General features: G+C 51.6%; 17 protein-coding genes and 1 pseudogene. 9 read left to right on the forward strand and 9 right to left on the reverse strand.

The annotated features are described in order from the left end of the window. Positions 1 to 322: 322 nt before the first annotated feature. The 5 genes and pseudogenes from QZJ86_RS13125 to greB form a co-directional block, all read right to left on the reverse strand. Positions 323 to 625: a hypothetical protein gene (locus QZJ86_RS13125; RefSeq protein ID WP_301938981.1), complete on the reverse strand. Its 303-nt coding sequence runs from the start codon at positions 623 to 625 to the stop codon at positions 323 to 325. A gap of 52 nt (positions 626 to 677) precedes the next feature. Then, positions 678 to 812, reverse strand: a pseudogene (locus QZJ86_RS13130) (hypothetical protein); the annotation flags it as partial. A gap of 34 nt (positions 813 to 846) precedes the next feature. Further along, positions 847 to 3018 (reverse strand): putative bifunctional diguanylate cyclase/phosphodiesterase, encoded by a 2172-nt coding sequence (locus QZJ86_RS13135; protein WP_301670874.1) that lies wholly within the window; start codon positions 3016 to 3018, stop codon positions 847 to 849. A 259-nt stretch (positions 3019 to 3277) separates the two neighbouring features. Beyond that, complete coding sequence (locus QZJ86_RS13140) at positions 3278 to 3754, reverse strand: FKBP-type peptidyl-prolyl cis-trans isomerase (RefSeq protein ID WP_301670875.1); 477 nt, start codon at positions 3752 to 3754, stop codon at positions 3278 to 3280. 83 nt (positions 3755 to 3837) lie between these two features. Then, entirely contained in the window at positions 3838 to 4311 is a 474-nt protein-coding gene (gene greB / locus QZJ86_RS13145; protein ID WP_301670876.1) for a transcription elongation factor GreB, read from the reverse strand. Positions 4312 to 4745: 434 nt separating this feature from the next. Here greB and QZJ86_RS13150 point away from each other — a divergent pair, with 434 nt between their 5' ends. Continuing rightward, positions 4746 to 5219: a copper resistance protein NlpE gene (locus tag QZJ86_RS13150; RefSeq protein ID WP_301670877.1), complete on the forward strand. Its 474-nt coding sequence runs from the start codon at positions 4746 to 4748 to the stop codon at positions 5217 to 5219. Positions 5220 to 5255: 36 nt separating this feature from the next. On the opposite strand, the gene QZJ86_RS13155 is transcribed toward QZJ86_RS13150, so the two are convergent. Continuing rightward, entirely contained in the window at positions 5256 to 6854 is a 1599-nt protein-coding gene (locus tag QZJ86_RS13155; protein ID WP_301670878.1) for a flavin monoamine oxidase family protein, read from the reverse strand. A gap of 296 nt (positions 6855 to 7150) precedes the next feature. Between QZJ86_RS13155 and QZJ86_RS13160 the strand changes: the two genes are divergently transcribed. The 4 genes from QZJ86_RS13160 to QZJ86_RS13175 all read left to right on the forward strand — a co-directional run bounded on the left by QZJ86_RS13160 (position 7151) and on the right by QZJ86_RS13175 (position 8944). Beyond that, positions 7151 to 7315, forward strand: a complete 165-nt coding sequence (locus QZJ86_RS13160; protein WP_301670879.1) for a hypothetical protein — start codon at positions 7151 to 7153, stop codon at positions 7313 to 7315. After that, positions 7312 to 7725 carry a gamma-glutamylcyclotransferase family protein gene (locus QZJ86_RS13165; RefSeq protein ID WP_301670880.1) on the forward strand — a complete coding sequence of 138 codons (414 nt, stop codon included), beginning with the start codon at positions 7312 to 7314 and terminating at the stop codon, positions 7723 to 7725. Before QZJ86_RS13160 ends, QZJ86_RS13165 begins: the two co-directional genes overlap by 4 nt. Beyond that, a complete protein-coding gene (dtd, locus tag QZJ86_RS13170; protein ID WP_301670881.1) occupies positions 7722 to 8174 on the forward strand; it encodes a D-aminoacyl-tRNA deacylase in 453 nt (150 codons plus the stop codon). The genes QZJ86_RS13165 and dtd overlap by 4 nt, the downstream gene beginning before the upstream one ends. A gap of 191 nt (positions 8175 to 8365) precedes the next feature. Beyond that, on the forward strand, positions 8366 to 8944 hold the full coding sequence (locus tag QZJ86_RS13175; RefSeq protein WP_301670882.1) for a hypothetical protein: 579 nt from the start codon (positions 8366 to 8368) through the stop codon (positions 8942 to 8944). 222 nt (positions 8945 to 9166) lie between these two features. Here the strand turns inward: QZJ86_RS13175 and QZJ86_RS13180 are convergent, their stop codons facing one another. Further along, on the reverse strand, positions 9167 to 9562 hold the full coding sequence (locus tag QZJ86_RS13180; protein WP_301670883.1) for a CBS domain-containing protein: 396 nt from the start codon (positions 9560 to 9562) through the stop codon (positions 9167 to 9169). Between the two features lie 272 nt (positions 9563 to 9834). Next, positions 9835 to 10191 carry a hypothetical protein gene (locus tag QZJ86_RS13185; RefSeq protein ID WP_301670884.1) on the reverse strand — a complete coding sequence of 119 codons (357 nt, stop codon included), beginning with the start codon at positions 10189 to 10191 and terminating at the stop codon, positions 9835 to 9837. A 219-nt stretch (positions 10192 to 10410) separates the two neighbouring features. On the opposite strand from QZJ86_RS13185, the gene QZJ86_RS13190 reads away from it, so the two are divergent. Both QZJ86_RS13190 and QZJ86_RS13195 read left to right on the forward strand, forming a co-directional pair. Then, a complete protein-coding gene (locus QZJ86_RS13190) occupies positions 10411 to 11571 on the forward strand; it encodes a right-handed parallel beta-helix repeat-containing protein (RefSeq protein ID WP_301670885.1) in 1161 nt (386 codons plus the stop codon). A gap of 71 nt (positions 11572 to 11642) precedes the next feature. Continuing rightward, a complete protein-coding gene (locus tag QZJ86_RS13195; protein WP_301670886.1) occupies positions 11643 to 11969 on the forward strand; it encodes a hypothetical protein in 327 nt (108 codons plus the stop codon). A 76-nt stretch (positions 11970 to 12045) separates the two neighbouring features. Here QZJ86_RS13195 and QZJ86_RS13200 read toward each other — a convergent pair whose 3' ends face one another. After that, the gene (locus QZJ86_RS13200; RefSeq protein WP_301670887.1) at positions 12046 to 12453 is read right to left on the reverse strand and encodes a DUF2750 domain-containing protein; all 408 of its coding nucleotides are present in this window, start codon (positions 12451 to 12453) and stop codon (positions 12046 to 12048) included. Between the two features lie 355 nt (positions 12454 to 12808). Here QZJ86_RS13200 and QZJ86_RS13205 point away from each other — a divergent pair, with 355 nt between their 5' ends. Continuing rightward, positions 12809 to 13072 (forward strand): RNA recognition motif domain-containing protein, encoded by a 264-nt coding sequence (locus QZJ86_RS13205; protein ID WP_301670888.1) that lies wholly within the window; start codon positions 12809 to 12811, stop codon positions 13070 to 13072. Beyond that, positions 13065 to 13298 (forward strand): VF530 family protein, encoded by a 234-nt coding sequence (locus QZJ86_RS13210; protein ID WP_301670889.1) that lies wholly within the window; start codon positions 13065 to 13067, stop codon positions 13296 to 13298. Before QZJ86_RS13205 ends, QZJ86_RS13210 begins: the two co-directional genes overlap by 8 nt. Positions 13299 to 13314: the final 16 nt, after the last annotated feature.

Genomic DNA, 13314 nt, shown 5'->3' on the forward strand with positions numbered 1-13314 from the left:
GCAAAGGAATTCCCAAAAAATTAGCAAAAAACGCCACACCTATTGTCTCCAGATCTACGCTGCGGCCTTTTACAAGCCGGCTGTTTGCCGCGGCGATGCTTAGAAAGAGGCAAAATTCTTGCGATCGTTTAGTTTGGGAACATTGTCAGCCTTGAGTGGTTTCGGTTTGTTCTCCGTGCTCTGCTCTCCGACGGCAATGCGTTAATCCGGCAATTGGTAAGCTGAATATGGCTCAGCTGGGATTAAAGCTTTTAACAAAGAGTTTTCGACGTTGTTACCCGCCAGCCAGGCAAATGCTGATTCGGGACGGGATAGGATTAATTTAAGATGGCATGGTCCTAATTCCAGCTTGGCGACCACCAGGATCAAGCTTAAGCAGATCCAGGCCTTGCATCGCGGTAACCGCCGCCACGCCTTGTTGCTTGGCTTGTTCCAGCATCGCCCGCAGATGGTCGATATGAGAATGCACGTTGCCGTCGGAGAACAAACCAAGGAAATGCAGCGTACCGCCTTGCTTGGCGATCACCACCACGTCGTGCCTGGCCTGGCCATAAATGGCCGCTGGCGATGGCTTCGGCGACCAATTTGGCGCCTTGCGCAAACACCCTGCCCGCACCGAAGGCATTGTGGCCAACTTCGCTATTGCCCATGTCTTCGTCGCTGGGCATACCGACTGCGGCGCCGTGAGCGAGCAATTTAGTCATTGGATAATTCGCCATCAGACGGTCGAGGGTCGGGGGGTGCGCGGCTTTGACCGCGTCGCCGTCTTCGCGCGGCGAAATGCCGACGCCATCAAGTCCGATGGTCACCACGGGACCGGGACAAGCGGAAAAAACTAGATCCCGTTCAAATATTATCCCTCAGCAATTGCACAAATGCCTCCGACGGCAAGGGTTTGCTGTAAAGATAACCCTGCAATTCGTCGCAACCAATTCCGGTTAGAAACTCTCGTTGATAAACGGTTTCCACGCCCTCCGCTATCACCTTTAGCCCCAGGCTATGCCCAAGCGCGATGATCGCTTTGAGGATGGCGATATTGGCCGGCTCGGTCTCCAGACTGCCGACAAACACTTTGTCGATTTTCAATCGGTCCACCGGAAAATCCTTCAAATAAGCCATACTGGAATAACCGGTGCCAAAATCGTCTATCGCCAGTTTGACGCCCAGTGCCTTTAAGTCTCGCAGAGTTTTGATGAAATTGCGTGTGTCGTGGACCAGACTGCTTTCGGTAATTTCCAGCTCCAGACTATCCGGATCGATGCCGGTATCCTTCAGCGCCGCTTCCACGGTCGTAACCAGATCCAGTTGCCGGAATTGGCGCGGCGAAACGTTAACCGCCACCGGTACGGCGATGCCCGTCAATTGCTTAAACTCACCAGCCTTCCGGCAGGCATTAATCAATACCCAGCGACCGATATCCTCGATTTGTCCGGTCTCTTCCGCCACCGGAATAAAGCTTAACGGAGAAATGATGCTCTTCCCCGGCGGCTGCCAGCGAATCAACGCTTCGGCGCCACATAAGGTATTGGTCAGCAAATCCAGTTTAGGCTGGTAATGCAGTAAAAACTCGTGGTTTTCTATCGCATGGCGCAGGCGATATTCGACCTCCATCCGCTCCGTCAACACCCGATTCAATTCACGCGTGTAAAACTGAAAACTATTCCGCCCCGATTGTTTGGCTTTGTACATCGCCGAATCGGCATGTTTGAGCAGCGCGTTCGAATCGCTGCCGTCGCCCGGATATAAGCTGATGCCGATACTGCACGACACGATAAAATCCCGACCATCGATCACGCAAGGCGCCGCAATCGCAGCCAGAATACGCTGCATACTCTGGGTGATGTCTTCGACCTTATGCAGGCTGGTCAACAACAACACGAATTCGTCGCCGCCCAATCGCACCACCGTGTCAGATTCACGCACACAGTTTGATAAGCGTTCCGCCATGATCACCAATAACTGATCGCCTACATGGTGCCCCATGCTGTCGTTGATCAGTTTGAACTGATCCAGATCGACAAAAGCCACCGCCAGTTTATGATGGTAACGGTCCGCAAAACTCATGCACTGTTGCAGCCTGTCGGCCAACATGGTGCGATTGGGCAAACCGGTCAAATTATCGTGCGTCGCCTGATACTGGATTTGTTGTTCGTAGTTTTTGCGATCGGAAATGTCTTCAACGGTGCCTTCGTAAAACAATAGTTTTCCATCCTTGTCGCGCACTTCATGAGCATTTTCGGTAATCCAGATAATATCGCCGTTCTTGCGATACACCTGAGCCTCGAAATTGTGCACTTGACCATGGTCACGCATCATCGCAATGTATTCAGCGCGCTTGCGGGGATCGACATATAGCTGGTTCTGAATATCCGAGATACTCAGCATCAGCTCATTCGTGGATTCGTAACCGTAAATCCGCGCCAAGGCCGGATTGAAGTTCAGATACCGGCCGGAAGGACTGGTCTGGTAAATGCCTTCGATCGCATTTTCGAAAATGGACCGGTAGCGCTCCTGGGCTTCGTAGGCAAGCTGCTCGCTCTGCTTACGCCGAGTCACGTCCTGAATGAAGCCCTCCAGCGCTTCCAACTCGCCTTTTTCGTTGAACAATGGTTCACCGCTCTCGTATACCCAACGAATCTCACCATCGGCATGCACTATGCGATATTCCAACTCGAAATGTTCGCCTAGTTTGGCGGCGCTTTCGATTTTCTGGCGCACCCAGGCCCTATCGTCTTTCAGCGTTAACTCTTCATACGAAACGCGGCGATTGAACAGCAGATCATTGGCATCGTAACCGGTCAGTCGCTTGCAGCCATCGCTGACGAATACCATGCTCCAATGCTCGTCCAGCAAACAACAGTAAACCATCCCTTTCAGATTGCTCATCAGCGTGCTGAGCATGCGCTCGCGATCCTGAAGCAATTTGCGCAAGCCTAAGCTAAGGTTGATGGGAATGTCGGAAGCAGACAGCTGTCTGGTGGTATCGGGAAATAAAGATAAGTTTGTCGATAGGCGCATGGAACAGTAAAGCATTATTCATGCCGAGACTAAAAAGCAAAAAATCAGTACTTTATTGCGCAAGCGCGAGCTAAGTTTGCACCAAAAACGGGGTATACGCACCGAATGAATGCAGCACCAAGCCGTTTGCCTTTGAAAGCCAACGTTACTTTAAGACGGGATCAGGAGGAATCGAGGTATTTTCAGCGACACATCGAAACAATTTATGCGCCGCAAACCGACATCAAACAGACCCTCCCTGGCCTGTTTTCAAGACTTCTTAGTGATGGCAACCCGCGCCGTGGACGTGGCCATGGGCAATTTCATCGGCAGTCGCCGGTCTGACATCGATCACTTCCACATCGAATGTCAAGGCTTCGCCGGCCAAGGGGTGATTGCCGTCTATGGTAATGTCGTCGCCGTCGATCTCGGTAATCGTGATGATGCCGGGTCCATGGCTGACTTCGGCATGGAACTGCATGCCGACTTCAATATCCATACCGTCGAACATGGTTCTGGAAACCACTTGAATCATGTCTTCGGACACTTCGCCGTAAGCCTGATCGGCGGCGATGGTCACATTTAGCTTGTCGCCGGTTTGTTTGCCGGCCAGCGCAGCTTCCAGACCGGCAATGATATTGCCGGAACCGTGCAGGTAAACCAAAGGCGACTCGCCCCGCGAACTATCCAACTGTTCCCCATGTTGATTGGTTAAGGTGTAGTGGATAGAAACCGCTGTTTTGTCTGTAATTTGCATAAGTGCCTTTGCTGGATGAAAAAAGCCGACATCATATAACCTTTTTCCATAAAAAACATGCTGATATCGCGAGTAAAAGCCCGCTATTTCTCATATTCAATGGCGCTGACATACCAGACAAATGTCCCGGCTTCCGTCTTCACCACGACCTCGTCATCGACCTCTTTTTTCAACAAGGAACGCGCCATCGGCGCATCTACTGATATGTAATCCTTGCGGTCGAAAATTTCATCGTAGCCGGCAATCCGAAAGCGTTTGGTCTCGCCCGAGTCGTTTTCGATTTCCACCCAGGCGCCAAAAAACACCTTGCCATCCTGATCCGGATGGTAATCGACCACTTTAAGGCTATCCAGGCGTTTTTGCAGATAGCGGACTCGCCTATCGATTTCCCGTAATCTTTTTTTGTTGTACTGGTAGTCGGCGTTCTCGCTTCGGTCGCCCAGGCTGGCGGCCCAAGTCACCATTTTGGTCACTTCAGGGCGCTCGACGCGCCACAAATGGTCCAACTCCTGCATTAATTTTTCAAAACCTTGCCTTGTAATCAGTGGTGTAGCCATATTAATGTCTGGAATTAACTCGTTTGCAGATAACCCTTCGCAGAGCTTGATTTGATTGATTCTCCAGCGAACACTTGGCATCGATACGGCTTGCCGATCAAAACCAAGCTGGCATGACTGTTTTACTATCTTAAAAAATTCTGCACGATGATAACAGCGAAGGAAGTCATTCCTGGCGGCCGCGGCAACCGCAGCTGACATTGCATAATGCCTTGCAGCACCTCAAAATACCGGCGGACACATCAAATCAGCCAACCGGCGGCCAGCTATGCCACAATAGGCGTTCCAGACAACGTGCGTTTGCCCGCCATAACCTGATAATTCAATAATTTACACCATGTAAACCGCGCCAACGAATTTTCCGCAAATCATGGATTTTGCAGCCTGACAGCGTTCCAACTTAACTATTATCACCATTCATTTAGGAACTAATTATGCGAAAACTTAAAAGAACTCTACCTATTTTTCTCGTCGTCGCGGCTTTCTGCGCCTACCGGCCTGCTTTTGCCGAGACAGCCGCGCCGCAGGAAAAGGATGAACATCATCATGCCAAAACCAGCCTGGATTGGCCGGGCATTTATAACGGATTAACACCTTGCGCCGACTGTATCGGCGTGAAAACCACGCTGGCGTTAAACAAAAACGGCAGCTACGTGTTGATTACCCAATACCTCGGCAAATCGGAAAGAGAATTTGTCGAAAAAGGTAAATTTGCCTGGGGCGACAAAGCCAATACCATTGTGCTGACGCCGCGCAATAGTTCAGCTTCGCAGCAATATCTGGTCGGCGAGAACCAGCTGATTCAGCTCGATAACAACGGCAACCGGGTCTCCGGCAAACTGGCCGATCGCTATATTTTGCGCAGAAACGATATCACCAATACCCCGCCGTCACACGCCGGGCATTAAGCGGCTGATGCTGAATCAGATCAGTTCAACCTGCCATTAGCCGGTTGCAGCAATTTTCTCCAAGGCCAGACCGGCGGCCAGACGGCCGGTCTGGGCGCCGCCGTTCATGAAACCGTAATAGGCATCGCTCAGATGTTCGCCGGCAAAAATCAGATTATCGAATCCGACTCGTTGTTGCGCCGCCGGATTACCGGATTCGATCCAGAAATAACTGCCAAAGGTAGTCAATTGTCCCGGCGTGAAATTGGCGTAACCGCCTAGGGTGTAAGGACTTTTAGCCCAGGCGCTTTTGGCGAAAGTACCGGTGGCAGATTCGACGGCGCCGGGAACAAACATGTCCAGCTCCGCGATAAGTTGTTTACCCAACACTTTGGTATTTCGGCTGTTAGCGAGCGTGGCTTGGTCACCACCCAGGAAAAAATTCAACACGCCATCGCGGCGGTCGGTTTGGCGTTGCGTTTCGTCCCAAACTTCGGAAAATCCCAGGTCACTCCATGCCGCCAGGCTGAAACCATCCGCCTGATGCCAAAAACGCTCGCTAAAACTTGCCAATAATTTTTCGTTGACGCCCAAGCCGGTTTCGTCGATGAAACGGCGGAACAGATTGGGCAGCGGCGCATTGATCGCCACTTTCCGCAACGGTGGAAATGGTACGGTGACGATGACGATGTCGGCAACCGCCTGGGTATGATCAGAAAAAGCCAGCCGATACTCGCCACCTTCCTGATCGATGGCCAGCAAGACTTTATTGCGTTGAATCTGGCCGGATAGCGCGTCCGCCAAGGCATCGGTGATTTTGGCAGAGCCGCCGACCACCGCATAGGCCTCGTCGCTGTAGCTCAACAATTCCACGGATTGACCGTTCACCTCAGGTAATATAAATAACAACTGCAAGGCCGACGACTGATCTGGCTCGGCACCGTATTCGGTGCGAATAGCCGTTTCCAATAATTCGCGCACATAGGGTTCGGAAATTTTATCGGCGTGTTGATTCAGATAATCACTGACCGACCACTGATCGAATAACGGCGCATTGGCATCCCAATCCTGATAAAGAATTCTCGAATCGTCGCTGATTTGCGCGGCGATCGGGCGTAAATCGTCAATCAGCTGTGCTTCCGTGTAACGGACGCCGTCGAACAAATAGATTTCCTTCGGATAGGGCTGACGTTTGGCGTCTTTTAACTTATTGAACAGACCGATATTAAATTCTTTAACCAAGGCCAGCATGTCGGCGTGATCGGTATTAATCAACTCGGCACCCAAGTCGATCACCAAGCCATCCTCAATCGCGGCAGACATCATCCGGCCGCCGACAGTCGACCGGGCTTCGTAGACAGTCGCGTTGATCCCAGCTTTCTTCAGTTGGTACGCCGCATTCAGGCCGGCGATGCCCGCACCGATGATGGCTACTCGATTCGCGGCCTGTCGCGGATCGGCCATCGCCGGAAACGGCAATGCCTGACTGACCAAGCCGGCCATGCCCACCACCGAGCTGGTTTTCATGAATCTGCGCCGACTCCACTCTGCTGCGGCTAGCGAAACGGGCGCAGGCCGATGCTGTGTTTGCAAATGCTCTCGTCTGGCGACCTGTAGAGCCAAAACCAATTTTCTGAAAAACAGCGTATGCGCCATAGTGAAATCTCTCCATTAATTTATGTGACGATCATGATGTTCGAGTCGCAGCCTACCCCGATCGATTTAATCATACCAAGCAGTGACTGAATATGCCGTTAAAACCTGGCACCTATCTGATTCGCTGTCGGAAGACCAGATTGCTAAAGATAAGCTTTGGCAGCCGTGGTTTCCGGAGGGTAAGATACGCCGGTGTAGTCAGGTTTCATTGACCCTATATCGAATCCAAATCGATAGCATATCCGCTAGTTACCACCGTGCTTGCCTTCACTCACCGCGACCATTACTAAACTGTCATGAGCAATGATTCATTTTTTCTGCGCGTAAAATGGTTTTTGATCATTTTGCTGATGACTATTATCGAAATCGGCCCGATTCCACTGCTGGGCTTGACCTTTCTCTATATCCTGGCGTTTCGCCCACACTGGTTCAAGGATTTGATCGACCGCCTCTATTCATGACGCAAGTACTGCAATATCTGTTTGTTTACGGCACATTACGCCGGGATCAAACCAGCCTAATCAATCACCCCTTGCTTGCCGACTGTATATACATTGGCGAGGCGCGTATCGGCGCGGAATTATATGAAGTCGATCGCTATCCGGCGGCCATCGCTGCCGAGTCCGGATTCGTCACGGGCGAATTGTATCGGCTGCCAAACCCCGAACAGACTCTGGCGATGCTGGATATTTACGAAGAATGTGCCGCGCAATTCCAGGCACCACACGAATATGCCCGCAGCCAGCACCCGGTCATCCTGCCCGGACAACAGCCGTTGTCGGCTTGGACTTATCTTTACAATCGCCCAATCGACGGCCTGAGCCGCATTCGTTCCGGCGATTATTGTCATAATCCATTAGAAAACTCATGATCAGCATCATTCAACGCGTTACCCAAGCTAAAGTCACGGTCAACGGCATCGACATCGGCACGATAGGCTCTGGCATCATGGCACTGGTTGCCGTCGAGAAATCCGACACGCCCAAACAAGCCGACCGCCTGCTGGAACGCATTCTGAATTACCGAATTTTCGCCGACGCCGACGACAAGATGAATCTCAGCCTGCGCGACATTCAGGGCGGCTTATTGATAGTGCCTCAATTCACGCTGGCTGCCGATACCGATACCGGCAACCGTCCCAGTTTCGCTAGCGCCGCGCCGCCGGCGCTGGGTCGAAAGCTTTTCGGCTATTTCCAGCAACGCGCCTTGAACATCTATCCCGGCAGCCAATTCGGCGAATTTGGCGCCGATATGAAAGTCGCGCTGGTGAACGACGGCCCGGTCACTTTTACGTTGCGCTGCCAAGAGAAAACCTGCTGAGCCCTCCGCTTCGATGGCGCGTTGACTACGTCGCCGCATCCTCGATATTGCTGTTTTCTACATCAATGTAAGCAAATTGAGCCATGGATTTTCTATAAATTAATCTATGTTAAATAACGCAATTTAATTTGCTTGCCACATCACTTCTCACTACAATTGCGCCACCCTAAATCACAAAATGAGAAATACATATGAAAATTCAACATTTATTGCTCGCCTTGACGTTGCCAGCAATACTCACCCTGACGGGCTGCGAAACCGCAAAACCGGCTACCGAAGCCACCGCCGAACCAGCGCTAGTGGCGCCAACCGCCGCCGCGCCGGTTGAGGCCGCTGCACCGGCCGCTAAAGCCGAACCGGCTGCGCCAGCCGTCAGTCCTGAACATTGTGCTAAACATAAAACCGAAGCCGCTCACGATTGCGTTAAACATTGCGCCAAAACCAAAGGCAAAAAAAATAAAGCCTGCCTGAAACATTGCGCCGACAAAGCGGCGGCTGAACACGATTGCGCTAAACATTGCGCGGATCATCCAGGCGCAAAAGACCAAGTCTGTGCCCAACATTGCGCGCAAAATCCCGATGCCAAAGCCCATGAATGCAGCGCCGAACATTGCGCGCATCACGATGCTGCCGCGGCTAAAAGCTGCGATGCCAGCCATTGCGCCCACCACCAAGGCGATGCGGCTCATGATTGCAGCGCCGATCATTGTAAAAAACACGGCGGCGCGATGGCTGATTGCTGCGGTGCCGGCCACAAATGCGACATGTAAGACCGGCCATCTGACAGCCGTTCGAAATGAATAGGCGCTGACAATTACCGATGCGCCTATCCAATGCTTTATAGCTTATATGAGTTCAACGAAGACCCTAACGAAACAGGACCGGCAACTGGGCATAAAGTCAGCCGCTTTGTTTTTGCAGGGGTGTGAGCGAAGCTGATCCCGGCGGCCCATCATCTTGAATGATGGGCCGCCGCTCGGTACTGCTGGGGTCTAACGGATGGCCGCCAGCGCTCTTAATACATCGACTCTGCTAATCATCCCGACTAACTCCCCGTTTTTAAAAACCGGGAAACTGCGAGTCGGCGTTTCCTGAAACTGATTGGCGACATCTACCAAACTCGCATCGACACTGACGATCTGCGGATCCTTGGTCATATATTCGCCCACTTTTCCGGCCATGCTTTGGTTATAAGCCGATTCGACGAACACCTTCATGCCATCCTTCTCGGAAAAAATTCCGACTAATTTACCGCGCTCGTCCATGACCGGGACGCTGGTGATTTTGTGGTCCAACAATTTTTTAACAGCCTGAGAAATTTCGGTGTCAGGGGTAACGGTAATCATTTTGGTCGACATGTAATCGACTACGGCAATTTTTGCTAGCATGGTATACCTCCTGTTTATTATTTTTGTAGACAGAATACCCCCGGCCGTTTTGTTGGCGGGCCAGTCTCTGCGTTATGGATTATTATAAAAATTCCCTACTCTATTCGGCATTGTTATTCTAGGCCGGTTATTCGGATTTAACCGGTTTACCTTCTATACCATCGCCCGAAAAAAGCGATAACCCTGCCCACTCAACACCATCAGGTGCAACTTAGCCTCATAACACCCTATCAATCTAAATTCCGCTACACGCCGGAAACCAGCTAGCCGATCTAATCGAAGTTATCGCAATACGGGCATTTCCAATCGACATTCGCCGGCCGAACCGGGTGAACATGATTAATCAATTTCTTGGTGCCGCCAAAATCGTGGAAATTTTTGCAGACTTTCTCAAACGCCTCCTTGGGCGAGGCTGCGTAACTGAACTTAAATTTGGGATACCGACCGACATGTTGTTTGAGGCGGGCATTTAAATCAGTCTCGGAGCGTCCGACATATTTAACGACGAACTTGTTGGTCTTTTGATTGATAATACCCAATGCGTAATTGCCCTCCGAGCTCTCCGTGATAAGCTCGTTAATTTTTGCGTTGCTCAAATCATAAGCCCCCTGCATTTCAAGTGAAGCCATATTTCCTCCGGTAGCAATCTAATAATGTCAATATCGGCCGAAACCGGCCGATTGGTTGATGATACTCCGATCCAGCGGCGGCTTTACGTTAAATATTCAAAAAAGCTTCATCTAATCAGCGATAAATTCCGCAACGGATTTCGATTGGTCCGTATTAAGATGGCGACGATGCGTTTTTTAAACGCTTGGCGTTCTCTCCCCTTAGGCCCGGAAGCGATCATGAATCCAGTTATACGATCAGTCATCTGGCTAGCCATAGCCAATATATTGTCTGGTCAAGCCTTCGGCGCCACCTTGCAGGTCGGTCCACGGCGTGCGCTCAGCTTACCCAGCGAAGCCGCCAGGCTGGCCAAGGATGGCGACACCGTCGAGATAGAAGCCGGCCTGTATTCGGGCGATGTCGCTAGTTGGCCGCAACATCGTTTGACCCTGCGCGGCGTCGGCGCACGCGCTCACCTCGAGGCCATGGGTAAGTCCGCCGAAGACAAAGCCATCTGGCTCATTAAAGGTAACGATGTGCATGTCGAGAATATAGAATTCTCCGGCGCGACTGCACCGACGTTGAACGGTGCCGGTATCCGCTTTGAAGGCACCAACCTGAGCCTAAAGAATTGCCACTTCCACCATAACCAAATGGGCATTTTGACCGGCGCCAACGCCGCCAGCGACATACTGATAGAAGGCTCGGAATTTAACGACAACACGGTAAACTATAAACATCACGGAAAGCTCGGCCACAACATCTACATTGGCAATATCCATCGCTTTACGTTGCGAAATTCTTATATCCATGACGCCGAAACCGGCCATAACGTCAAATCCCGTGCCCGGCAAAACTACCTGCTCTACAATCGCATTAACGACGAGCGTAACGGCTCCAGCTATCTGGTCGATCTGGCCGACGGCGGCGACGCTTATCTGATCGGCAATCTGTTTCATCAAAGCGTCGGTTCAGAAAATGCGGCGATGCTGGCTTTCGCGGCCGAACATAACCAGACCGAACCGTCGCAGCAGCTATATTTAGTGAATAACACCTTCGTCAACGATCATCCAGGCGGTTCCTTCCTCAACAACCATAGTGTGGCTGAGGCCGTGTTAATCAATAACCTGCTGGTGGGACAAGCGACGACACTGATAGGCCCGCACCGGCAATCGCACAACATTCTGACTGAGCACCCACTATTCACGGACCCCGCCGCCTATGATTATCGTTTATTGCCGAATTCGCCGGCGATCGATCAAGGCATCGAACCGGAACGCGCAATTAGCGGTTTCCCGCTTCGCCCGGTGTTTCAGTACCGTCATCCGTCGACTATCGACCCGCGCCGACAACAGGGCCTTATCGATGTGGGGGCGTATGAATTTAACCGTGTGCGATAGTGTCGCTACTAAGGACTGCGGAAAAGTCGGCCGACACAGAAATTCTTCTAATGAAGGCAGTAAGGTGAGACATGAAAACGAGCAAACATTTGAACAGACTATGCCGGCTGGTGCTGTTAATCGGTCCATTCATGCTGGCGCTCCCTGCCAATTCGGCTTATGCGGAAAATACCCACACCAGCCCGCCATCCGCCGCCAGTAAAATGCGCCCGAAAGAACAACGTGACTCGAAATATACCGGCTATGAAGTGGACGGCCGCACTTCCGCTTCGGTGCTGACCGCCAAACGCAGCCACAGCGTCGCCCGAGAAGACAAAGTGGGTTTGGCGGTTTATTCGGGCGTTTTCGTGATCGGCCTAATTATCTTTTTTGCGCAACAGTTGAACCGGAAGAAGTAAAACCGGCTAAAACACCGACAAACTCCGCTAAGCTAGGCGTCGGGAAGTGTCAGCGCGCAATCAGACCATTCAGCCGTCAATCGTCCAACACAAAATCGCGCGACTCTTTCATGCTTTCCAGGAAGTTAAACAAGCGCTGCGGGCTAATCAGACAACCGGCTGCCGATTTTCGCGGCATGATCTCCACTAGTACGCCCTGCTTAGCCAGTTTATTCAAGGTCTGATAGATAAAACACTCCAGCGATTCCGGAACCGCCTTGAAACCCTGCCATTCGCCGGCTGCCGCGTCGTCGGCATAGCGTTTGTAGGGCCAAAAAGGCTGAGTCTCTCGTCCTTCGACCTGCCGAGTGATCCATTGAGAGCCGTCCTTCAATCCCCACACTTCGTCCATTTCGACGATGCGATACATGAAATACTCCAGTAACTCTTCATCGGTCATGGTTTGGGCCGCGATATATTCGTCTTCGTAAGGTTCGTAGCGCATAGTCGGTTTCTGTTGATGGGAAAACTAAAATCCAGCAAAAACCACACCATGCTTCAAAGTGCTTTTCGACGCGCCACAAACTCGCTGGCAATGAAGCAAAAGTGCCCATCGCCGGCAAAACACCTAATCCGGTCTATGTCGGATATACGACAAATGTAAAATAAGGCGATGCGCCACCCTGACCAAGTCCAACAAAAATCTGTCCGCTATCGAATGACTTAATACGGCAATACAACGCACACGGCCTGCTCCCTCCGTCCCCTCGGTTATCCAGCCCCCGATATTACCGATTAACCGTGAATGGTTTAGCCATAAGCTGTATAGTTGCCTGCCTTAAATACCACCAGCCTGAACCATGAAAATCTTGATACGCAATCTTGCTCGCACCACCACGGAAACAGAATTGCGGGCGATGTTCGAAGAACACGGCACCGTCCAGTCCTGCGCATTGGTCATCGATAAAGACACCCAACTATCCAAAGGCTTTGGCTTCGTCGAGATGCCCAAACCCGGCGAAGCCAAGGTGGCTATCAAGCTACTGAACGGTCAGGAAGTGGACGGCAGCAAGATTCGCGTCAAAAAAGCCGAAACCAAACCCGGCGGCGAAGCGGATGACTAGATCAAGCAGCCAAGATCCGCTGCACGGTGTGACATTGGAAATGCTGCTGACCCGGTTAGTGGAAAAATACGGCTGGGAAGAGCTGGCTAGCTGCATAGACATCAAATGCTTCGCCAACGATCCCAGCATCACTTCCAGCCTTAAGTTTCTGCGCAAAACGCCGTGGGCCAGGCAAAAAGTCGAGGCGCTTTATCTGCACAGCCCTTGGCCTGCCGACGACGATTAGCCACAACCCCAGGCAT

The sequence above is a fragment of the Methylomonas montana genome (assembly GCF_030490285.1).
Classification (GTDB): Bacteria; Pseudomonadota; Gammaproteobacteria; order Methylococcales; family Methylomonadaceae; genus Methylomonas; species Methylomonas montana.

What these genes read in the sequence shown, in the direction of transcription:
- QZJ86_RS13155 (WP_301670878.1), bottom strand. Translation starts at nt 6,854, where the DNA reads ATGGCGCATACGCTGTTTTTCAGAAAATTGGTTTTGGCTCTACAGGTC.
- QZJ86_RS13135 (WP_301670874.1), bottom strand. Translation starts at nt 3,018, where the DNA reads ATGCGCCTATCGACAAACTTATCTTTATTTCCCGATACCACCAGACAG.
- dtd (WP_301670881.1), top strand. Translation starts at nt 7,722, where the DNA reads ATGATCAGCATCATTCAACGCGTTACCCAAGCTAAAGTCACGGTCAAC.
- QZJ86_RS13150 (WP_301670877.1), top strand. Translation starts at nt 4,746, where the DNA reads ATGCGAAAACTTAAAAGAACTCTACCTATTTTTCTCGTCGTCGCGGCT.
- QZJ86_RS13125 (WP_301938981.1), bottom strand. Translation starts at nt 625, where the DNA reads ATGCCTTCGGTGCGGGCAGGGTGTTTGCGCAAGGCGCCAAATTGGTCG.
- QZJ86_RS13160 (WP_301670879.1), top strand. Translation starts at nt 7,151, where the DNA reads ATGAGCAATGATTCATTTTTTCTGCGCGTAAAATGGTTTTTGATCATT.
- QZJ86_RS13185 (WP_301670884.1), bottom strand. Translation starts at nt 10,191, where the DNA reads ATGGCTTCACTTGAAATGCAGGGGGCTTATGATTTGAGCAACGCAAAA.
- QZJ86_RS13175 (WP_301670882.1), top strand. Translation starts at nt 8,366, where the DNA reads ATGAAAATTCAACATTTATTGCTCGCCTTGACGTTGCCAGCAATACTC.
- QZJ86_RS13200 (WP_301670887.1), bottom strand. Translation starts at nt 12,453, where the DNA reads ATGCGCTACGAACCTTACGAAGACGAATATATCGCGGCCCAAACCATG.
- QZJ86_RS13165 (WP_301670880.1), top strand. Translation starts at nt 7,312, where the DNA reads ATGACGCAAGTACTGCAATATCTGTTTGTTTACGGCACATTACGCCGG.
- QZJ86_RS13190 (WP_301670885.1), top strand. Translation starts at nt 10,411, where the DNA reads ATGAATCCAGTTATACGATCAGTCATCTGGCTAGCCATAGCCAATATA.
- QZJ86_RS13205 (WP_301670888.1), top strand. Translation starts at nt 12,809, where the DNA reads ATGAAAATCTTGATACGCAATCTTGCTCGCACCACCACGGAAACAGAA.
- QZJ86_RS13195 (WP_301670886.1), top strand. Translation starts at nt 11,643, where the DNA reads ATGAAAACGAGCAAACATTTGAACAGACTATGCCGGCTGGTGCTGTTA.
- greB (WP_301670876.1), bottom strand. Translation starts at nt 4,311, where the DNA reads ATGGCTACACCACTGATTACAAGGCAAGGTTTTGAAAAATTAATGCAG.
- QZJ86_RS13210 (WP_301670889.1), top strand. Translation starts at nt 13,065, where the DNA reads ATGACTAGATCAAGCAGCCAAGATCCGCTGCACGGTGTGACATTGGAA.
- QZJ86_RS13180 (WP_301670883.1), bottom strand. Translation starts at nt 9,562, where the DNA reads ATGCTAGCAAAAATTGCCGTAGTCGATTACATGTCGACCAAAATGATT.
- QZJ86_RS13140 (WP_301670875.1), bottom strand. Translation starts at nt 3,754, where the DNA reads ATGCAAATTACAGACAAAACAGCGGTTTCTATCCACTACACCTTAACC.